Genomic DNA, 19,987 nt, shown 5'->3' with positions numbered 1-19,987 from the left:
GGTGTCGTCCGCGGACTGTTCCGGATCGGGCGCTATGCGGCCGGGCCGAACGTCTCGCGGATCGCCGGATCGAGCGACCGGCCGGTCGGCGCCTCGATGAAGAGGTCGGCGAGCAGCAGGTCGGCGAAGTGGGAGGGGTTGATCCCCGACTCCTTGCGGCCGAGAGCCTGCATCATGCCCCCGGCCCGCATCCCGGCGCGCACGACCCCGCCGGGCAGGCGGCCGACCCGGCGGGGCCGGCCCACCGCCCCGGCGATACGCGCGATCATGTCCTGCCAGGTGAGGTTCTCATCGGCGACCGGGAGGTCGGCTCCGCTGGCCTGCTCAAGGGCGTCGGCGGCGACCTCGGCCACCGAACGCGCCGTGGTCGCGGCGGTGCCGCCCGCGGGCATGGCCAGCGGGGAGCGCGACCTGGCCCAGCGGTCCAGCGGACCGGCCCAGTTGGGCAGCCGGTCACCGGCCCGGCCGAACACGAACGGCAGCTCGATCACCGCCACCGGCAGCTGCGGACCCGCCGCGGCCCGCCCCTCGGCGGCCTGCTCCACCCGGCACCGGATGTAGGTGTGCCGTTCGGGCAGGCGCCACTGCGGGTGCAGGCGGTCGAAGTAGGTGTAGTACGAACCCATGATCACACCGCGGGACAGGTTCTCCTGCCGGGCCGCCGCGAACAGGCGCACCACCGGGTCGACCATGTCCTGCCGGAACACCGGATGGATCGGCTTGCGCAGCGGCGCCTGCTCGTCGGTGCGGGCGGCGTACACCACACCGTCCAGCCCCGACAGCAGCGGCCGCAGCTCCTCCACCGAGGCCGACCCCAGCTCGAGCACGTGGTCGACGCCCGCTCGGGCGGAACGCGCCGTCGCCGTCACCTCGTGACCCCGCTCGCGCAACACGTCCACGACATGGGCACCGATCAGACCGCTGCCACCGACCACCAGAAATCGCACGACCGCATCGTCCACGCCGGACCCGGTGGTCTGTCAAGCGCGACCAGTCGCGAACACGGGCCGGACGGGCACGGGCGGAGCGAGAGCCCGCCGTACGGCCGGACGTCGGCGGACTACAGCGACCACCAGACGTACATGTGCTGGTCCGGCGCGCGGACCTCGCGGGCCAGGTCGCGCAGACCCAGCACGGTGCTGTCCAGCTCGCCGTCCTTCCACGGGCCGACCCACTCCTCCGCGGTGGCCCACCGGGCGGCCACCGCCGGGACCCGGTCGTCCGGCAGCGCGGCGAGCGCCTCGACGAACCCGTCCGCGATCTGTATCAACCCCGAGGTCTGCTCCTCCGACAGCGACAGCAGCGGCCCGGCCGCGTCGAACCGGCCGAGATCGAAGGGCAGCCCCTCGCCGTCGGGGACGGGCGCGTCCTCGACGATCGCCCACAGGATGCTGCCGAGCACCGCGGGCTCGACCCACTTCATCTCCAGCGTCGGCACACCGCCGCCCACGGGTCCCGCCTCGGCGAAGGTCATGGCCAGCTCACGGTCGGCCACGAAGTAGTCAGTCAACATGCCCATGGCGGGAGAGTAGGTCAGGGGTCTGACGAGTCAGGTCGACGCGGTGCCCGCCGGCGGTCAGCCCCCGGCGGTAGGCGCGCAGCGCGCGGTCGGTGAGCCCCAGCTCCTCCAGCAGCGCACCCGCCCTGGCCCACATCTCGGCTGCCCACGGCGGGTCAGGCTGCTCGGCCAGGGACCGTTCGGCGCGGGCGAGGTGGACGTCGGCCGACTCCCGGTCGCCGGTGGCGAGCTCCACCTCGGCGAGGGTCAGCAGCACGGAGAAGCCGACGACGTCGGTGGGGTCGGGCACCGCCCGGTAGGCGGCCCAGGCCGGCTCCAGCGCGCCGACGGGATCGCCGGACTTGAGCAGCGCCAGGGCCAGCATGGCGTCACCGTTCGCCACGTCCACCCCGCTGCCCAGTTCGAGCAGGCTGGTCCGGGCCCGGCGCAGCAGCTCGACGGCCCGCTCGGGCTGGGCGGGTTCGTCGTGCACCAGCAGGTATGCCAGCGCCTGCCGCAGCTGGGCCACGTTGCGGACGTTCTCGGTCTCGCCGAGCAGGGCCAGCGCCCGCTCGGCGAGTTCGCGGGCGTGCTCGCTGCGGCCCCGGGTGTGGGCGACCACGGCGGCGTTCCAGTATGTCGATCCGCGTGCCAGCGGGCTGCCGAGCTGGTCTGCGGCGGCGGCGAGCCGTTCCAGCAGGGTCGCGGCGCGATGCAGATTGCGCTGCGTGCGGTGGGCGCCGGCCAGGGTCACGCCGAGCCGGATCGACGTGTCGGTCCAGTCGGCGCCCAGCGACGTCAGCAGTTCCATCGCCGCCTCGCCGAGCTGGACGGCGTATCCGACGTCGCCGAGCAGCTGGGCGCAGCGCATGACGTCGACGGTGCGTTCGGCCCAGGCGAGTCCGCCGGGCTCGGCGGCCGCACGCAGCCGCTCGAACTCCGCCAGCGCCACCGCGGGCTGGTCCAGGAACTCCAGCGCGCGGGCCCGGCCGAGGGCGGCCCGCTCGGCGACGGCCGTGCCCGCCAGCGCCGTGAACTCGGCCAGCGCCTCGGCGTGGTCGCCGTGGTGCAGGGCGAGCTCGCCGAACGCCACCCGCCGTTCGGCGTCGGCCTGCTCGGGCGGGACGGGCGGGCTGGTGCCGGTCGCGAGGAACTCCGGCGTGGTGCCCAGCATCCGGGCCAGGTGCGCGAGGACGGCGGGCGACGGCTGCCGCTGCCCGGACTCGATGAGCGAGAGGTAGCTGGCCGAGAGCAGGCCGGGCACGATCAGGTCGGCCTGCTTGCGCAGCTGGGCGATGCGCAGCGAACGGATGCGGCGGCCGGTCTCCGCGTACGCATCGTCGGTGGGCATGGCAGCGATCCTAGGCTGTGAACTGCTGACTTTACAATCTTCACAGGGGAGTTTACTGTCACGATCATGAGCGACAAGGACCCGAAGGTCAGCACCATCGAGCAGTTCTTCGGCGCGTACGCGGCGGGCGACGTCGAGGGCATGGCCGGTGCGCTGGCCGCCGACATCGCCTGGACGATCCCGGGCCACCACCCCCTGGCGGGCACCAAGCACGGCATCGCGGAGGTGCGTGCCTTCTTCGACGAGCTGGGCAAGGCCGGATTCCAGGCCGAGCCGATCTTCTTCGGATCCAACGACGAGTACGTGGTCGACATCCACCGCGGCTGGAGCACCAAGGGCACCGGCGGAGTCGATACCATCTGGGCCCTGGTCTGGCACTTCAACGCCGAGGGCAAGGTGGACCGGGTGATCAATCTCAGCGGCGACCAGCACCAGATGGACGCCTACGTCTGGGCCAACTTCTCCCTGGCCCCGCTGCCCCGGCGCCTCGCCGCGTAACCTCCCGCCGCGTGCCCGGCACGACGCCGTGCCGGGCACGCGTCACCTGGCGGCGTTGCCTAAACCGGCCTGGCGCCTTTAGGCCGGTCCCGGACTGCTGACTTCGCTCCCCGCGTTACTCAAGCTCGCTGTGCGGGCGACCCGCGAGTGACCTGAGGAGACGGCGATGATCGAAGTACGGCGAAGGGCGGTGCCGCGCTCGCGCATGCGAGCGGCGGCCGCCCTGGGGGCCGCCGCCCTTGTGGCCGCAGCGACGCTGGTGCCGGGGGAGATGGCCGCCGCCGCGGTGGTCGCCGCGCCACCCGCGCCCGTGACCTGCGCGGCGCAGACAGGCAGCGAGGCGGCGGCGCAGCTGATCGCGAGCCGCTGCGGCCGGCAGGTCGAGATGCTGTCCAGGCGCTCCGCCGACGCCGACCTGTTCGCCAACCCCGACGGCACCACCACCGTCAAGCAGTACGCGTCCCCGCAGCGGGTCAAGCGGGGCGACCAGTGGCTGACGATCGACACCACGCTGCGGCGCGACGCCGACGGCGCCGTCGTGCCGACCGCGTCCGACTCCGGGGTGCGGTTCTCCGGTGGCGGCACCGGCCCGCTGGTCACCGTCGACCGGGCGGGCGGCCGACTGGCCCTGACCTGGCCCGCGCCGCTGCCCGCCCCGGTGCTGAGCGGCTCGACCGCCACGTACCCGGAGGTGCTGCCCGGGGTCGACCTGCGGATGACCGCCGAGCGCGAGGGATACTCGAAGGTCTTCGTGGTCAAGACCCGCGCCGCGGGCGCGCAGCGGGCGCTGCGCCGGCTGGCGTTCCGTGCCACCACGACCGGCCTGACCCTGCGCTGGCGCGCGGGCGGGCGCGTCGAGACGCTGGACAAGTCCGGGGAACTGGCCCTGCTGTCCGACGGCGCGGCGATGTGGGACTCGCGCGGGCTGGCGGCGGACGGCGCGCGGTCCGGCGACGCCGACCCGACGCACGTGGCGACCGTCGGGCAGCGGCTGGACCGGGGGCAGTGGATCCTCGAACCGGACCGGGCCATGCTCGCGGCGGCCGACACGGTCTACCCCGTGTACATCGACCCGGACCAGAGCTCGCCCTCCAACGGGGACTGGGTGACCGTCAACAGCGGCAGCCCGAACACGTCCTACTGGAGCAGTGACCGCGACAGCATGCGGGTCGGCAAGAGCCCGGGTAACGGCGCCATCTACCGGGCGTTCGTCAGCATCCCGATGGCCCAGTGGGCGGGCAAGCAGATCAAGTGGGCGCAGTTCGCCTCCAACATGGACCACTCGTCGCCCTGCGGCACCACCGCCGAGATGCGGCTGGCCGTCACCACGCAGACCTGGATCGCGCCCGGCGCCACGGTGACGTACAACAACACCAGCGACTACCAGGCCTACCGGGCGTGGGTGATCGCCACCGCGAGCCCGCCGTCGGCCAACGAGGCGGGCGGCTGCGGCGCGAACCTGCCCGACAGGCTGGTCGAGATGCCGATCGCCTGGGACAACGTGCAGTGGTTCACCGACCGGGCCTACAGCAGGATCACCTACATGCTGTACGCGACCAACGAGGGCAGCATCGACGGCTGGAAGAAGTTCTACGCCGGGTCCAGCTACCTCGCCTTCACGTACAACACGCCGCCGGCCGTTCCCGCGGCGGTCGTGCCGACCCAGGGCGTGCCCTGCGGCGGCACGGTCGGCACGACCTCCCCGACGGTGCAGGCCCAGTACGTCGACGACGACAACGACGACAACCTGAACGCCACGTTCGAATGGAAGGACGTCGCCACCGGCGTCGTCACCCCGGTCGCGGGCCCGCTGCGGACCCCGGGCAACACCGGCGGCGTGACCCTGGCCCTCGGCGCGGCGGCGGAAGGCAGGGCGTACTCGTTCCGCGTCCAGACCGTCGACAAGTGGGGCTCGTACTCGCCCTGGTCGGCGTGGTGCGACTTCACCGTCAACGCCTCACCGCCCCCGGCACCGAAGGTGACCTCGACCGACTACCCGACCGGACCCACCCCGCACGGCGGGCCGGGCGTGGCCGGGGCGTTCCTGCTCGAACCGAACGGGCAGGCCGGCGCCGACGTCACCTCCTACACCTACGGCTGGACCAGCCCGCCGACCACGACGGTCACCGTCGCGGCGGGCGGCACGCTCCCGATCTCGATGACCCCGCCGAAGTACGGCCTGAACACCCTCTACGTGTACGCCAAGGACCCGGCGGGCACGCCCGGCCCGACGACGTCGTACACGTTCCTGGTCGCGGGCCCGTCCGCGCCGGTCGCGCAGTTCCCGCTCACCGACCTGCGCGGCGCCGGGTACTCCGACACCGTCGGCGGCGGCACGCTGACGCTGTCGGGCAGCCCGACCTGGGTCGCCGACGGCCGGATCATCGGCGCCACCTCCGCGCACTTCGACAGCTACGCCGCGGGCACCAAGACCGTGGCCGCGCTGGACACCTCGAAGTCGTTCAGCGTCACGGCCTGGGTGCGGCTGAGCGGCATCGCCGCCGGCAACATGACCGCGGTCGGCCAGGACGGCACCAGCGCGGGCGGCTTCTTCCTCGGCGTGCGCTACAGCGGTGCCACGCCGAAGTGGTCGTTCACGCTGCCGGACACCTCGGCCTCGGGCAGCACCGTCGCGGTGTACGCCCCGGCGGCGCTGACCACCGCCGACGTCGGCCGGTGGGTCCACCTGACCGGCGTCTACGACGCGGCGGAGAAGAAGCAGCGCCTGTACGTCGACGGCGTGCTGGCCCAGGAGACGGCCCGCCCGGCCGCCCCGTGGCAGGCCACCGGCCCGCTGTCGATCGGCCGCGGCTGGTGGAGCGGCGCCGCCGCCGAAGCCTGGCAGGGCGAGATCGCCGACGTACGGGTCTGGAACCGGGCCGTGGTGGCCCAGGACCTGCTCGGCACGAACGCCGACGCGCCGAACGGCATCCCGGCCCAGGCCGGGGTGCTCGCCCCGGCCGAGGTCGGCAACTGGGACTTCAGCGGTGGCCTGGACTGCTACTGCGACAGCGTGGTGGACGGGGCCTACTTCGGCCGCCCGCTGACGCTGGACGCCGGGTGGGCGAACACCCCGCCGACGTCGTCCTTCGTGCAGCCCGGCCACGACGGCAACGACGCGTTGCAGCTCGACGGCGCCGCCGGCCTGGCCGCGACCTCCGGGCCGGTGCTGCGTACCGACCAGTCGCTGTCGGTGTCGGCGTGGGTCAAGGCGACCGCGCTGACCGGCGCGGAGCAGGTCGTGCTCAGCCAGGGCGGCCAGCCCGGCCCGGCGGCGCGGCTGATGGTGACCACCGACGGCAAGTGGGCGTTCACCATCACCGACCATGACGGCGCGGGCAACCTGACCTGGCACAGCGCGGTGTCGAACAGCTCCGTGCAGACCGGCGCCTGGGTGCACCTGGTCGGGGTGTTCCGGGCCGGGACTGGGGAGGCCCTGCTCTACGTCAACGGCGTCGAGCAGACGGTCAAGGGCACCGGAGCCAAGGGCTGGCACACCATCGGCCCGCTGTACGTCGGCTCCAACGCCGGGCTGAACTCGTTCCTCGGCGGCACCGTCGACCAGGTCAAGGTGTTCCAGGGCGCCCTGACCGCCCGCGAGGCGGCCAACCTCGCCGCCGCCTGACCGGCGACGGCAACGGCCTGACACCGGGTCCGGGACGGCGCGCAGCGCGCCGTCCCGGACCCGGTCCGTCATTTGCCCAGCAGCGCCTTGGCCATCCGGGAGATCAGCCGCTCGATCTCCGACCCGAACGGGTTGTCGTGGACCATGTACGTCCACGTGGCGCTCGGGCGCTCCAGCCCGGCGTCCTCCGGCGTCCAGTCCGGGCTGTCGATCCGCGCCGCCATGAACGTCTGCGCCGTGGCGGCGTCGACGTCGGCCAGCAGCTGCTCGAACTCGGGCACCGCGACCCGGTGGAACTCGTCCAGCGGGTCCAGCCGCCCCAGCGCCCGCAGATGCACCCCGTCGCGCACGTTGGCCAGCATGCCCAGGTGGTCGGCCCAGCCGCGGTCCAGGTGGTACAGCGCGATCTGCCGCGCGACCTCCTCGAGCGCCTGCTCGCCGACCACGTCGACGACCTCGGTGTAGCGCTGCGCGACCGTGACCATCTCCAGCTCGTCGTCGGCGTCGGCCCACAGCTCGGCGTCGGCGACCGCGTCGCGATCGGCCGGGAACAGCTTCTTGCCCCCGCGCAGCAGCTCCGCCGCGGCTCCGGTGGTCAGCAGCGCCTTACGCCGCTGCGCCAGCACCTGGCGCTGCCGCTCGATCAGCACCCCGTAGCGCCACGTGTTGCGGTGGATCTCGAACCCGATGCCCTCGGCGACCCGCTGCGCGTGCCCCACGGCCCAGTGCACCTCCGGGCCGGTCACCCGCCCGTCCCCGGCGGTCGTCCCGCCGATCCCGTCACCGTGCCGCACGATCAGCTCATCCTCGCGGCTGACGAAGAACACCGAGCCGCCCGGGTCGCCCTGCCGGCCCGCCCGGCCCCGCAGCTGGTCGTCGACCCGGCGGCTGTCGTGCCGGCCCGCCCCGACGACGTACAGGCCGCCCAGCTCCGCCACCGCCGCCCGGTCCTGCCCGTCGCTGCCGCCCAGCCGGATGTCGGTGCCCCGACCGGCCATCTGCGTCGACACCGTGACCGCACCCAGCCGCCCGGCCTCGGCGATGACCGCGGCCTCGTGCGCGTCGTTCTTGGCGTTGAGCACCACGCACTCGATGCCGTGGTCCTGCAGCGCCGCCGCGATCCGCTCCGACTCGGCCACGTCCAGGGTGCCGACCAGCACCGGCCGGCCGGCCTCGTGCGCTGAGGCCACCTCGGCCATCAGCGCCTCCTCCTTCTCCTCGATCGTCGCGTACACCCGGTCCTGCTCGTCGACCCGCACGTTCGGCGTGTTCGGCGGGATGACCGCGACCTCCAGGCGGTAGAACTCGCGCAGCTCGTCGCCGATGGTCGAGGCCGTGCCCGTCATCCCCGCCACCGTCGGGTAGAGCGCGACCAGGCCCTGCACGGTGATCGTGGCCAGGATCTCGCCCTCGTCGGTCGCCGCCAGGCCCTCCTTGGCCTCGACCGCCGCCTGCAACCCGTCGGGCCACCGCCGGCGGCGGGCGACCCGGCCCCGGAACTCGTCGACCAGCGCGATCCGCCCGTCCTTGACGATGTAGTCCACGTCCACGGCCACCAGCGTCCGCGCGTGCAGCGCCAGGTTGACGGCGGTCAGCTTGGGCAGGCTCTCCGGCGCGTACAGCTGGATGCCGCCCCAGGCCCGCTCCACCACCGCCGCCCCGGTGTCGGTCAGCTGCACGTTGCGGCCGTCGTCGATCACCTCGAAGTCGCGGCCCGGCCGCATCGCCGCCACCAGCGCCGCGGCCGAGGTCGCGTCCGAGCCGCCGTCGGCGAGGCTGCCCGCCACCACCAGCGGCACCCGGGCCTCGTCGATCAGGATCGAGTCCGCCTCGTCGACGATCACCGTGTACATGCCGGGCATGACCGCGTCCTCGGCGCGGAGCACCAGCTGGTCGCGCAGGAAGTCGAACCCCGCCTCGCTCACCGACACGTACGTGACGTCGCAGCCGTACGCGGCCGCCCGCTCGTCGTGGCCGGTGCCCTCGCCGACGGCGCCCACGGTCAGCCCGAGCAGCCGGTACGCCGGGCCCATCCAGTCCGCGTCGCGGTCGGCGAGGTAGTCGTTGACGGTCAGCACCTGCACCCGGGAGCCGCGCACGGCGAAGCCGTAGGCGGCGATCACCGCGGCCAGCGTCTTGCCCTCACCCGTGGCCATCTCGACGACGTTGCCCTGCAGCATCGCCATCGCCCCGAGCAGCTGCACGTCGAACGCGCGCTCGCCGAGAGCGCGCCGCCCGGCCTCGCGGCCCAGCGCGCAGATCTCGGCCATGTCCTCCTCGTCGATGGGCAGCGGCTGCGCCGTGAAGACCCGCGGCTGCCCCTCCTCGGTCCCGGTGACGATGTCGCGCAGCATCACCGCGCGCTCGGTGAACTCCGCGTCGGTCAGCGCAGTGAGCTCGTCCTCCAGCTCCTGAATCCTCGGCAGGATCGCCTCAAAACGACCCAGACTGACCGTCGTACCGGGGCGCTGCATGAACGTGCGCAGCTTCTGCTTCAACCGAACACCCAAACCCATGCCGCCAAAGGTACGTCGTCCGCCGCGACGCTGCGTCCCGGCTCCGGGTGCCGAGGGTGATCTCCGCCCCGGGACGGCCCGCGAACCGCTAGGCGATCGGCTGCGCCGCCGCGGTCTGCTCCAGGTGGGCGAGCGCGTCGGCGGCCGTGTCGGCGACGTGGAGCAGGTCGGCCAGCGTCACCGGCAGGAATCCCTCGGCCTCCATCCGCCGCAGCTGCAGGATCAGGCCGTCGTAGAAACCGGCCGTGTTCAGCAGCACCACCGGCTTGTCGTAGCGCCCGTGCTTGCGCAGCTCCAGGACCTCGGTCGCCTCGTCGAGGGTCCCCATGCCGCCGACCATCACCACCACGGCGTCGGCGGCGCCCAGCAGCAGCGCCTTGCGCTCGCCGAGGTCCTTGGCGAACGTCATCTCGTCGGCATCCGGCCTGGCCGACTTGCGCAGGAACTCGACGGAGACCCCGACCAGCCGCCCGCCCGCGCCCCGTACGGCGTCGGCGAGGATCTTCATCATCCCGACGTCGGAGCCACCCCAGACCAGCGTGTGGCCACCCGCGCCGATGAGCTCGCCGAACTCGCGGGCCACCCGGGTGTACTGCTCGTCGAGGTCGCCGGCGGACAGGAAGACGCAGATGTTCAGCGGTGCGGGTGCGGTCATGGCCCCGACATTAGGCGACCGGCGGCCACGCGCCGCGAACCGATCACCGGCGTATGAACCGGGCCACGCCCGAACCTGGCGGACGGCGTGCCGCCGGGCCTCACACCAGGACCGGCAGTGCCTCCGTGCCGTGCTGGACGAAGCCGCGCGCGCCGTAGTGGAAGCTGAGCTGCGCACCGGGGTCCAGGCGCAGCCCCGGGCAGGTGTCGAGCAGCGCGGTGAGGGCCGCGGTGACCTCGATCCGGGCCAGCGGCGCGCCGACGCAGTAGTGCGGGCCGAGCCCGAAGCCCAGGTGGGTGCCGCGCCGGTCCAGCCGGAAGGTCTCGGCGTCCGGGTAGGCCTGCTCGTCGAAGTGCGCGGCGGCGATGCAGAGGTAGACCATGCTTCCGGCCGGGACGGCGGTCCCGGAGACGTCGGTGTCGCGCGTGGCCAGGCGGTACAGCCCGGCCGTCGGGTTGGCCCACCGGAAGGCCTCGTCGATCGCGGCGTCGACCAGGCCGCGGTCGGCGCGCACCCGTCCCAGTGCGGCGGGGTTGAGCAGCAGCGACGACAGCGTCGCCGACATCAGCTGGATGGTGGTCTCGAAGCCGCCCAGCAGCAGGCCCAGCACCGAGGCGGTCACGGCTTCGGGGGAGTACGCCCCCTCGGCCTCGAACGCCCGGACGATCTCGCCGAGCAGGTTGTCCCGGTCGCCGTGCCGCTCCCGCCGCACCAGCTGCGAGGTGTAGTCGCTGAGCTGCACGTGGGCCTGCAGGCCGGGCTCGGCCAGCGTCGGGTCCATCGGCGAGCCGAGCCACATCATGATCGTGCGTACCCAGGCCAGGCCCTGGTCGCCCAGCTCGTCCGGGACGCCGAGCAGCGCGAGGAAGACCTCCATCGGGTACCGGGCGATGGCCTGCTCGACCAGCTCGACCTCGGCCCGGCCCGCCAGGGCGCCGAAGGTGCGGGCGGCGATCGGCGCCACGGCGGCGGCGTAGCCGGTGCTCGCGGCGGCGCTGAAGAAGCGGTTGTGGACCCGGCGCAGGCGCTGGTGGTCCACGCCGTCGAGCGCGATCAGCGCCTGACTCATCGGGCCCATGCCGTAGAACCGGGTGCTGAACGTGGCGGTGTCGCGCAGCGCCGCCGCCACGTCGTGGTGCCGCAGCACCAGCGGGGCGTTCATCAGCTCGTCGAACACCACCGGCTGCTGCCGGCCGAGCTCGGCGAGGGTGCTGCCCAGGGTGGCGGGCGAGCCGGATCGTCGGGCGAACGCGCTGTCGGCGGCCGGAATCATCCATCGATTACATCCGATGCCGAGGTGGGCGCATACGGCGCCGACAGATGTCTGACAGCGGGTTCGCCCGGGTGGGCCGCGTCGGGGAGTCCGCGGCCCACCCGGCCGGGCGTCGGCCGGACCGCTGTCAGCAGCTCAGCCGGGCTCCGGCCCAGTCGCCGTGGTCGTAGGCGTTGCCGTCACCGGCGTCGGTGAGGACCAGGTGGAGAGTCGACCGCCCGGCCACGCCGACATCCACGGCGGCCGCCGCCCCCGCGCGCAGCACCGGGCTGGTCCACAGCGTGACCCCGTCGGCGACGACGGAGAACACCGCACTGGCCGCGGCAGAGGTCGCCTCGCCGTCGATGCCGACCACCGCCGTGAAGCGCTGGCATCCGCCGACCGGCAGGGCCACGTCGCTTCCGGCGTGCGCGCCGATGCCCTTGACGTGGCTGACCGCGCCCACGACCTGCACGACGCCGTCACCGGTGGCGGTCTCACCGTTGGACTGGTCGCGTTCGGCGGCGCCCCAGCCGTTGCTCGACGAGGACCAGGCCAGATCGCTGGCGTACGTGCCGGTGCCGGCGGAGGTGCAGGTCACCGTGGCGGCACCCCAGTCGCCGTGGTCGTAGTCGATCCCGCCGTGGCCGTCGCCCGCGAACAGTTCCAGGGTGGCGTATCCGGCGGTCGGCACGGTGAGCGTGGTCGGGCCCTGGCTGGCGGTCTTGACGTCGGTGTAGGCCAGCAGCTTTCCGTCGCCGTACACCTGGAAGCGGACGCCGGCCTTCGCGTCGGCGACCTCGTCGTCGATGCCGACCTGCGCGGTGAACAGCGGGCAGGCCCGGCCGAGCCACAGGTGCACCGAGCTGTTGGCGTGCACGCCGACGCCCTTGGCGTAGGTGGTGCCGTTGACCGTCAGCGTGGTGCCGTCCCCGGCCGCCTGCTCCTTGTTCGACCGGTTGCGCTCGGCGGGACCCCAGCCGTTGGTCGAGGCGAGCCAGCTCATGTCGCCGACCTGGTACGTCCCGGCGGCGGGGGCGGCCAGCGTGGTGCCGGACCGGGTGACCCGGTACATCACCACGCCGTGGGAGGCGACGCTGCCCGAGACGGTGCCGGTGCTGGTGGAGGTGGCGCCGGTCCACAGGTTCTTCAGGCTGTAGCCCGACGATCCGCCCAGCCCGACCTCGGCGGCGCTGGTGGTGACGGTGGCGGTGGCGGCGCCGCGGTTGAACAGGACCACGGCGGCCGAGCCGTCCGACATGGGCTTGGCCCACACCTCGGTGTCGCCGTCGTCGCGTACGCGCCTGCCCTGCGATCCGCCCCAGTCCTGGTCGACCGCGACGACGTCGGCGTTCTTCACGATGGCGAGGTTGGTGTCGTTGACCGAGCGCAGGTCGTTGCCCAGCAGCAGGGGCGCGTTGAGCAGCGCCCACAGGCTGAAGTGCGCCGTGTACTCGGTGGTGGTCATCCCGCCGTTGCCGACTTCCAGCATGTCCGGGTCGTTGAACCCGCCCTTGCGCGCGAAGGGCTCCAGCCCGTGCTGCTGGTCGAGGATGCCGGTCATGCTGCCCCAGGAGTCGCTGATGTCGCCGGTGGTGCGCCACATGGTCCCGCCGACGTTCGGCCCGAAGACCCAGGGGCTGTCCAGGCCCCAGTTGCACAGGCTGTAGAGGATCGGGCGCCCGGTCGCCTTGAGCGCGTCGCCCATGGCCCGGTACCGCTCGATCGCGGGCCGGCCCTGGTTGTTGCAGTTGTCGTACTTGAGCAGGTCGACGCCCCAGGACGCCCACGACTGGGCGTCGACGGCCTCGTGGTCGAGACTGGCCGGCAGGCCCTGGCAGGTCGCGGTGCCGGCCGAGGAGTAGATGCCGAGCTTCAGGCCCTTGTTGTGCACGTACGCGGCCAGGGCGGCGATGCCGGAGGGGAAGCGGTTCGGGTCGGCCTGGAGCCTGCCCTGGGCGTCGCGGGTGGGCGCCATCCAGCAGTCGTCGATGTTGACGTACCGGTAGCCGGCGGTGTCGAGGCCCTTGGCGGCGATCGCGTCCGCGGTCGCCCGGATCAGGTTCTCGTCGATGTTGCAGCCGAACCGGTTCCAGCTGTTCCAGCCCATCGGCGGGGCCGTCGCCTGGACCACGGGGGTGGACGCCTGGGCGGGCGGGGCCGCCAGCGGGATCGCCGCGGCCAGCGCGACGGCGAGGAGGAGGGCGAGTCTGCGCACGAGGTTCTCCTTACGGGACGGAACATGTGCGATCACGACAATGTCCGTTTGTTTGTGATCGAACATGGTGATTTAGGTTTTACCCGCAGAGCATATAAATCGCAATGTGTAAATGTCTTGCGCGGGTGACACGCGGCGCCGTGACGGGCGGGTTCCGGGGCATGGCGGCCCGGGAGCGGCAGGATCTCTGCTGTGAACGCGACGGAGGGGGCGGCAGCCGAGGCGGCCCCGCGCCGTGGACAGCCGCGGGACGCCGCGGCTGCGGCGACGCTGGCGAAGTACGACCGCCGGGCCCGGATCCCGATCATCCTGTCTGCGGTCCTGCCGCTGATCATCGTCCCCGCGCAGGGCAACTGGGTCGCGGTGCTGGTCGGCGTCGTCTCGTGGCTCGTGTTCGCCGTCGACCTGGTCGTGCACCAGCGGCTGATCGTGAACTACCTGCGAACCCACCTGGGCAGGTTCGACCTCGCGATCGTGGTCCTCACCGCACCGTGGTTCCTGATCGGCGGCGCCCACGGCGGCAGCTTCGTGGTGGTCCTCCGGCTGGCCAGGCTCAGCCGCCTGCTGATCGCCACCAAGGGGGTCCGGCGCCTGTTCGCCCGCCTCGGGCGGGTCTCCATCGTCGCCCTGGCGGTCCTCTTCGTCGGCGCCGCGATGGCGTACTACGCCGAGCACCCGGTGAACCCGGAGTTCGCCACCTTCGGCGACGCGGTCTGGTGGGCGACGGTCACCCTCACCACCGTCGGGTACGGCGACATCGTCCCCGTCACCCGCGCCGGACGCGTCGACGCGGCGGCCATCATGTTCATGGGCGTCGCGCTGCTCGGCCTGCTCGCCGGTTCGCTGGCCAGCTTCTTCGGCCTGCAGAACCAGAACGGCGACACGCGGCAGCAGGACGGCGACACGCGGCAGCAGGCCTCGGACCAGGCGGTGCTCGCCGAACTCGCCCGCCTGCGGGAGCAGGTGGCCGAGCTGTCCGGCCTGCGCGACCAGCTGACCGCGCTCACCCGTCACCTCGCCGCGCCGGACCAGCCCGCGCCGGACCAGCCCGCGCCGGGGCCCGGCGACGAATGACCGGCCGCCGCCAGGCACGGGTCACCCGCACGGCCGTCGGAGCCTGACCGGGCGCAGCATCGCGTGCCCTGCCGCGGCAACACCCTCAGCGGGTCCGCGTTGCCGTTGCCAAACGCTTCATGCGACAGGCAACAGCTTCCTCGGCCCCGGGCGCGGGCGGATCGTTGGGCCGGCCGGTCTTCCGGCGGACCCGATCCCTCGCCCAAAGAGGAAACCCTCATGCAGACCTCGGCACCCCCGGTCCCGCACGTGCGGCGCAGCCTGGCATGAAACACGGTGACACCGACCCCTGCCCGGAGTGCGGCTTCGACTGGGCCATCGCGTTCGACGACGCCGTCGCCGTCGTGGCCGCGACCGCCGACCACTGCCGGACCGCCTTCGCCGCGGCGTCGCCGGCCGACCCCGTTGCCGGGGTGTGGTCCCCGGCCCAGTACCTGTGGCACATGGTGGACGTCCTGCGCTACGGCACCGAACGCATGTGGACCCTGACGCTCGACCCGGACGCCGGGGTCATCGCCTGGTCGGCCGATCTCGTCATCGACGAGGTGCGCGCGCGGTCGCCGTTCTCCGTCCCGGTGGGCCTGCGAGCGCTGGCCTCGGCCGCGGCGCAGTGGTGCGACGCGGCCCTCGCCGCACCCGCCGACACGCGGACGGCGCACCCGTCCTGGGGCATGGTCGACCGGCTGCGGCTGGCCCGCATCAGCGCCCACGAGATCAGGCACCACGAGCTGGACATCAGACGCGGCCTGCGCCGCCCGCCGGCCGAGGTCGCCCTGCACCACGTGGCCGTGCAGACCGGTGACCTGGCCAACTCGGTCGCCTGGTACACCGCCTACTTCGGCGCGACGCTGGCCTGGTCGCTGGACCGGTTCTCGCCCCTGACCCACGAGCGCCTGCCCGGTATCACCGCCCTGTCCGAGCTGGTCGTCGGCGACCTGCGGTTCCACCTGTTCGAACGCGCCTCGACGAGGAACGAGCCGCCGGCCGGCACCGCCGCGCAGTTCCAGCACGTGTGCCTGCGTACGGCCAGCTCGGCCGCGCTGGTCGAGCGGCGCGACCACTGGCTCGCGCTGTACGACTCCCGGCAGTTCACCTTCGCCCGCGACGAACCGGCCACGGCCGTCGTCGTCGACGACGACGGTGTGGAGAGCTTCTACGCCCTGGACCCCAACGGCCTGGAGTTCGAATTCGCCTACATCCCGGGCACCGGTCGATGAACGGCGCCATCCCGAGCCCCGGGTTCCGGCACATCGCCGTGCTGCCGGGCCTGGACCTGCGGGCGGACACCTACGGCGCGCTGCGGGCGCTGTCCGCGGCGCCGCTGGCCGAACCGGGCACGTGGCCCGGAGCCCGCCTGCCCGAATCGGTCGACGCCGTCATCGGCGGCTGGCACCACGACCTGGGCGCGACCGAGCTGGCGGCGCTTCCGGCGCTGCGCTACATCGGGCTGCGCTCGACGTCGTCGCGCCGGGTCGACCACGCCGCGGCGCGGGCGCGGGGTATCACGGTCACCACCATCGACCGGTACGCCGACAACGCCACCGCCGAGTTCGTCCTCGCCGCGATGCTCACCCACCTCCAGCGCGACACCGGCGCAGGCCTGGCCGGGGAGCTGCGCGGCCGCACGCTCGGCCTGATCGGGCTCGGGCACGTCGGCCGCCGGGTCGCGACGGCGGCGTCCGGGCTGGGCATGACCGTCCGCTACCACCACAGCCGCGGCCCGGTGGCCGATCCGGGCCCCTGCGCCTACGCCTGCGCCGACGAACTGCTCGGCGGCAGCGACGTGGTGTCGATCCACACCCCCGCCGGCCGCGCGGTCGTGGACGGGGCCGGGCTGCGCACCGCCGCCGCCGCGGACACGCTGCTGGTGGTCACGACCATCGGCGTGCCGTTCCCGTTCGCAGAGTTCGCCGCGGTATGGCCCACCGGCCGCGCCCATGCCGTGTTCGACCTGGTGGCCGCCGCCGGCCGCCGGCCCGAGCTGGAGGCCCTGCCCCGCTGCCGTGTCATCGCCCGCTACGCCGGCCGGACCCGGGAGGCCGTCGCCGCCGGCGACCGCCAGCTGCTCGACGCAGTACGCGGACACCTCCGCACCGCCGCCGTGCAGCCCCGCTCCGGCGACCTGCGGACAGAGGTTCTGGAGCACCCATGACCGTCAACAGCGCACCACCGCACCGCACCGCGACCGAGCCCCTGTACCTGCCCGCCGACCCGGCCGCCGTCGCCGACGACACCCTCACGCCGCCGCTGTTCGAGCCCGCGCACGCCGCCGAGCGGCTCTACTGGGCCCGCTGGATGACCGGGCACCAGGCGACGATCGGGATCTGGACGTGCATGCGCGGCCTGCTCACCCGGGCCGCCGAGCACCGGACCCCGTCGCTGCTCCAGGCGGCTGCCGATCTCACCGACGCCTACACCGCGCTGCTGCTCTACTGCGGGTCCTGCCCCCGGCGCATCTACGAGGACGCCATCCGCCCGGTGATGCACCGTTTCCACCCCGCCTTCTCCGGAAAGTGGTCGCGCGACCACCGCGCCCTCGTACGCTGCGCCGAAGCGCTGACGCACCGGTGGCAGGACGCCGACCCGGCCCCGCTGACCGCGTACCGGCTGGCGGGCCGCCGCAACGGCCGCGCGCACATCGCGGTGGCCCGCACGCTGGTGCCCGACGGCGTCTCCCTGTTCCGCCGGCACGCGACGGCGGCACCGGACCAGCCCGCCGACCCGCCGCACGCCGAGGACCTCTTCGACGCCTTCTTCGCCGTACGCCGTACCGCCTCGGCACCGGCCCGGCCGGTCGCGGCCCAGACCTGCGACCGGCTGACCGCCATCCTGCTCGACGTCCGGGCCAACGACCTCTACCCGCGCTGGGTGCCCGATGCCCGGCGGCACCCCGGGCAGGCCGGCGCGATCCTGGCCGAGGTCGAGGCCTCCATGACCGAGACGCTCATCGCCGCGCAGCTCATCCTCACCACGACCGGGGAGCAGTGACATGGGAACCGAGACGACGGCAGTCCCGCCGCCGACCTTCACCGCCGGCCTGCGGCCCCGCCCGGCCGAGCCGTTCACCCGGCCCGTCTGCGCCACCGCGGCGCAGGAACGGGACGCACGCAGGCAGGCGCTGGCCGTGGGTTTTCGGATCTTCGCCCGGCTCGGCCTGAACGAGATGACGGCCGGGCACATCACCGTCCGCGACCCGGAGCTGCGCGACCACTTCTGGCTCAACCCGTACGGCATCGCCTTCAGCCGCATCCGCGTCAGCGACCTGCTGCTCATGGACCCGCACGGCGAGATCGTCCACGGCCGCGGCGCGCTCAACCCGGCGGCCTTCGCGATCCACTCGCAGATCTACGCCGCCCGGCCCGACGCGGTGTCCGTCGCGCACAGCCACTCTGTCCACGGCAAGGCCCTCGCGGCGCTGCACGGGGAACTCCAGCCGATCACCCAGGACGCCGCGATCTTCTACGAGCGCAACGTGCTGGTGCCCGACTTCACCGGCGTCGTGCTGGACGTGTCCGAGGGCGCCAGGATCGCGGCGGCCATGGGCCTGGCCCACACCGCGATCCTGGCCAACCACGGGTTCCTGACCGTCGGCACCAGCGTCGAGGACGCGGTCACGCTGTTCGTCCACGCCGAACGCGCGGCCCAGGTGCAGCTGATCGCGGCCGCCGCGGGCGAGCTGCGGCCCATCCCGCACGCGGTGGCGGTGCGGACGCGGTCGCAGGAGGAGCGGCCGGACGTCGGCTGGGCGCGGTTCCAGCCGCTGCGCCAGGAGATCGTCGCCGACCAGCCCGACGTCCTGCACTGAGCACGGCGCGCTACGCCGGTGCGGTCGCGCTGTCGGCGGCCGCCCCGGCGCCGCGACGTGCCGCCCAGAAGACGAGCGCGGCGCACACGGCGGTGAGGGCCAGGGACGCGGCGGTGACGGCGTTCTCGAAGGTGCGCACGCCGGTCGCGCTGCTGCCGAGGTCGGCGAGTGAGCCGGTGAGCGCGGCGGCGACGACGGTGCCGGTGACCGCCATGCCGATGCTGCTGGCGACCTCCTGGCCGGTGTCGTTGAGGGCGGCGGCGATGGAGGTCTGGTCCTCGGGGAAGCCCCGCATCACGGTGACGCTCGCGATGACCATGACCACGCGCATGCCGGCGGAGGTGAGCACGAGCGCCACGGCGATCCACCCGTAGTCGTACCGGCCGAGCAGGGCGTACAGGAGCAGGCCCGCGACGACCGCCGCCGAGCCGAGCGGTCCGGCGCGGCGGGTGCCGATCCGGTCGACGAGCTTCTCCACGAACGGGCCGACCGCGATCATGGTGATGACCTGCGGGAGGTTGCCGAGCGCGGCCGCGGCCGGCGACCATCCCCAGGCGAGTTGCAGCTGGAGCGAGACGCTGAAGGCGAGCACCGCCATGCCGAGGCCGATCGCCGCCTGGTAGGCCAGGCCGGCCGAGACCTGCGGGCGCCGCAGCACGGCGAAGTCGAACATCGGGTGTGCCGTGGTCCGCTCGCGGATGACGAAGCCGGTGGCGCAGGCGAGCGCGCCGGCACCGGCCAGCCACGGCGCCGGGCGGCCCCAGCCGGCCTCGACGGCGAGGGTGGCCGTCCACAGCGCGAGGATGATCGTGGCTGTTCCCAGCAGGGCGCCGAGCAGGTCCAGCGGTGCCTTGTTGCGCTGCGCGGGGTCGTCGGCCGGGATGCCGTAGCGGATGCACACCACCGCGAGCACGGCGACGGGCACGTTCATCACCAGCAGCGTCTGCCAGGGCAGGACCTGGAGGACCAGGCCGCCCACGGTCGGTCCCACGGCCAGGCCGACCAGGCCGACCGTGGAGATGAACGCGGTCGAGCGCATCAGCAGGTTGTCCTGGTCGAACAGGCGGAAGCACAGCGCCATGGTCCCGGGCGCGGTCATGGCGGCGGTGACGCCGACCGCGGCGCGGACGGCGACGAGCTCGCCGGGCGTGCGCACCGCCAGCACGGTGAGGCTGGCCAGCGCGAACAGGCCCAGGCCGAGCAGCATGACGCGTCGGGTCCCGTACCGGTCGGCGATGGCGCCGAAGGCGATCATCAGGCCGCCGAAGAGCAGCGAATACCCGGTGGTGATCCACTGGAGGTCCGAGGCGGAGGCGTTCAGTTCGCGCGCGATGGTCGGCAGGGCGACGTTCAGCACGGAGTTGTCGAGCATCTCCACCAGGAAGACGACCGACAGCCCGAGGATCGCGGGCCACACGGCCCGCAGCGAGGTGGCGCGCGCCTTCCCGCGCACGTCCAGCACATCGACACTCATCTGCACTTCCTTCAAAAGGTC

Annotated in this window: 15 protein-coding genes; 7 read left to right on the top strand and 8 right to left on the bottom strand. The window is 73.3% G+C overall.

From position 1 onward, the window contains the following. Window positions 1-32: 32 nt before the first annotated feature. From Cs7R123_RS01545 to Cs7R123_RS01535, 3 genes are all read right to left on the bottom strand, one after another. Complete coding sequence (locus tag Cs7R123_RS01545; protein WP_212822876.1) at window positions 33-947, bottom strand: NAD(P)-dependent oxidoreductase; 915 nt, start codon at window positions 945-947, stop codon at window positions 33-35. A gap of 113 nt (window positions 948-1,060) precedes the next feature. After that, window positions 1,061-1,519 (bottom strand): hypothetical protein, encoded by a 459-nt coding sequence (locus tag Cs7R123_RS01540; protein WP_212822874.1) that lies wholly within the window; start codon window positions 1,517-1,519, stop codon window positions 1,061-1,063. Then, on the bottom strand, window positions 1,503-2,849 hold the full coding sequence (locus Cs7R123_RS01535) for a helix-turn-helix transcriptional regulator (protein ID WP_212822872.1): 1,347 nt from the start codon (window positions 2,847-2,849) through the stop codon (window positions 1,503-1,505). The genes Cs7R123_RS01540 and Cs7R123_RS01535 overlap by 17 nt, the downstream gene beginning before the upstream one ends. A gap of 66 nt (window positions 2,850-2,915) precedes the next feature. On the opposite strand from Cs7R123_RS01535, the gene Cs7R123_RS01530 reads away from it, so the two are divergent. Both Cs7R123_RS01530 and Cs7R123_RS01525 read left to right on the top strand, forming a co-directional pair. Next, window positions 2,916-3,347, top strand: coding sequence for a nuclear transport factor 2 family protein (locus Cs7R123_RS01530; RefSeq protein WP_212822870.1), 432 nt, complete (start codon window positions 2,916-2,918; stop codon window positions 3,345-3,347). A gap of 166 nt (window positions 3,348-3,513) precedes the next feature. Continuing rightward, window positions 3,514-6,972 carry a LamG domain-containing protein gene (locus Cs7R123_RS01525; protein ID WP_212822868.1) on the top strand — a complete coding sequence of 1,153 codons (3,459 nt, stop codon included), beginning with the start codon at window positions 3,514-3,516 and terminating at the stop codon, window positions 6,970-6,972. A gap of 68 nt (window positions 6,973-7,040) precedes the next feature. On the opposite strand, the gene secA2 is transcribed toward Cs7R123_RS01525, so the two are convergent. The 4 genes from secA2 to Cs7R123_RS01505 all read right to left on the bottom strand — a co-directional run bounded on the left by secA2 (window position 7,041) and on the right by Cs7R123_RS01505 (window position 13,613). Further along, a complete protein-coding gene (gene secA2 / locus Cs7R123_RS01520; protein WP_212822866.1) occupies window positions 7,041-9,488 on the bottom strand; it encodes an accessory Sec system translocase SecA2 in 2,448 nt (815 codons plus the stop codon). Between the two features lie 88 nt (window positions 9,489-9,576). Further along, window positions 9,577-10,143 carry a TIGR00730 family Rossman fold protein gene (locus Cs7R123_RS01515; RefSeq protein ID WP_212822864.1) on the bottom strand — a complete coding sequence of 189 codons (567 nt, stop codon included), beginning with the start codon at window positions 10,141-10,143 and terminating at the stop codon, window positions 9,577-9,579. Window positions 10,144-10,243: 100 nt separating this feature from the next. After that, window positions 10,244-11,416, bottom strand: coding sequence for a cytochrome P450 (locus Cs7R123_RS01510; RefSeq protein WP_212822862.1), 1,173 nt, complete (start codon window positions 11,414-11,416; stop codon window positions 10,244-10,246). Between the two features lie 127 nt (window positions 11,417-11,543). Beyond that, a complete protein-coding gene (locus Cs7R123_RS01505; RefSeq protein WP_212822860.1) occupies window positions 11,544-13,613 on the bottom strand; it encodes an NPCBM/NEW2 domain-containing protein in 2,070 nt (689 codons plus the stop codon). A gap of 192 nt (window positions 13,614-13,805) precedes the next feature. On the opposite strand from Cs7R123_RS01505, the gene Cs7R123_RS01500 reads away from it, so the two are divergent. From Cs7R123_RS01500 to Cs7R123_RS01480, 5 genes are all read left to right on the top strand, one after another. Beyond that, window positions 13,806-14,687 (top strand): potassium channel family protein, encoded by an 882-nt coding sequence (locus Cs7R123_RS01500; protein ID WP_212822858.1) that lies wholly within the window; start codon window positions 13,806-13,808, stop codon window positions 14,685-14,687. Window positions 14,688-14,953: 266 nt separating this feature from the next. Further along, complete coding sequence (locus Cs7R123_RS01495; RefSeq protein ID WP_212822856.1) at window positions 14,954-15,904, top strand: DinB family protein; 951 nt, start codon at window positions 14,954-14,956, stop codon at window positions 15,902-15,904. Then, window positions 15,901-16,839, top strand: a complete 939-nt coding sequence (locus Cs7R123_RS01490) for an NAD(P)-dependent oxidoreductase (RefSeq protein ID WP_212822855.1) — start codon at window positions 15,901-15,903, stop codon at window positions 16,837-16,839. The genes Cs7R123_RS01495 and Cs7R123_RS01490 overlap by 4 nt, the downstream gene beginning before the upstream one ends. After that, on the top strand, window positions 16,836-17,675 hold the full coding sequence (locus Cs7R123_RS01485; protein WP_212822853.1) for a hypothetical protein: 840 nt from the start codon (window positions 16,836-16,838) through the stop codon (window positions 17,673-17,675). Before Cs7R123_RS01490 ends, Cs7R123_RS01485 begins: the two co-directional genes overlap by 4 nt. 1 nt (window position 17,676) lies before the next feature. Then, a complete protein-coding gene (locus tag Cs7R123_RS01480; RefSeq protein WP_212822852.1) occupies window positions 17,677-18,492 on the top strand; it encodes a class II aldolase/adducin family protein in 816 nt (271 codons plus the stop codon). 10 nt (window positions 18,493-18,502) lie between these two features. Here the strand turns inward: Cs7R123_RS01480 and Cs7R123_RS01475 are convergent, their stop codons facing one another. Next, window positions 18,503-19,966 carry an MFS transporter gene (locus Cs7R123_RS01475; RefSeq protein ID WP_212822851.1) on the bottom strand — a complete coding sequence of 488 codons (1,464 nt, stop codon included), beginning with the start codon at window positions 19,964-19,966 and terminating at the stop codon, window positions 18,503-18,505. Between the last annotated feature and the right edge of the window lie 21 nt (window positions 19,967-19,987).

This window comes from Catellatospora sp. TT07R-123, from assembly GCF_018327705.1.
GTDB lineage: Bacteria > Actinomycetota > Actinomycetes > Mycobacteriales > Micromonosporaceae > Catellatospora.
The sequence above is the reverse complement of the archived record's forward strand: the minus strand, read 5'-3'. Positions and strand labels throughout refer to the sequence as shown.

Coding starts and splice junctions, on each gene's coding strand:
- Cs7R123_RS01540 (WP_212822874.1), bottom strand. CDS start 1,519: ATGGGCATGTTGACTGACTACTTCGTGGCCGACCGTGAGCTGGCCATG.
- Cs7R123_RS01535 (WP_212822872.1), bottom strand. CDS start 2,849: ATGCCCACCGACGATGCGTACGCGGAGACCGGCCGCCGCATCCGTTCG.
- Cs7R123_RS01530 (WP_212822870.1), top strand. CDS start 2,916: ATGAGCGACAAGGACCCGAAGGTCAGCACCATCGAGCAGTTCTTCGGC.
- Cs7R123_RS01525 (WP_212822868.1), top strand. CDS start 3,514: ATGATCGAAGTACGGCGAAGGGCGGTGCCGCGCTCGCGCATGCGAGCG.
- secA2 (WP_212822866.1), bottom strand. CDS start 9,488: ATGGGTTTGGGTGTTCGGTTGAAGCAGAAGCTGCGCACGTTCATGCAG.
- Cs7R123_RS01515 (WP_212822864.1), bottom strand. CDS start 10,143: ATGACCGCACCCGCACCGCTGAACATCTGCGTCTTCCTGTCCGCCGGC.
- Cs7R123_RS01510 (WP_212822862.1), bottom strand. CDS start 11,416: ATGATTCCGGCCGCCGACAGCGCGTTCGCCCGACGATCCGGCTCGCCC.
- Cs7R123_RS01495 (WP_212822856.1), top strand. CDS start 14,954: ATGAAACACGGTGACACCGACCCCTGCCCGGAGTGCGGCTTCGACTGG.
- Cs7R123_RS01490 (WP_212822855.1), top strand. CDS start 15,901: ATGAACGGCGCCATCCCGAGCCCCGGGTTCCGGCACATCGCCGTGCTG.
- Cs7R123_RS01485 (WP_212822853.1), top strand. CDS start 16,836: ATGACCGTCAACAGCGCACCACCGCACCGCACCGCGACCGAGCCCCTG.
- Cs7R123_RS01480 (WP_212822852.1), top strand. CDS start 17,677: ATGGGAACCGAGACGACGGCAGTCCCGCCGCCGACCTTCACCGCCGGC.
- Cs7R123_RS01475 (WP_212822851.1), bottom strand. CDS start 19,966: ATGAGTGTCGATGTGCTGGACGTGCGCGGGAAGGCGCGCGCCACCTCG.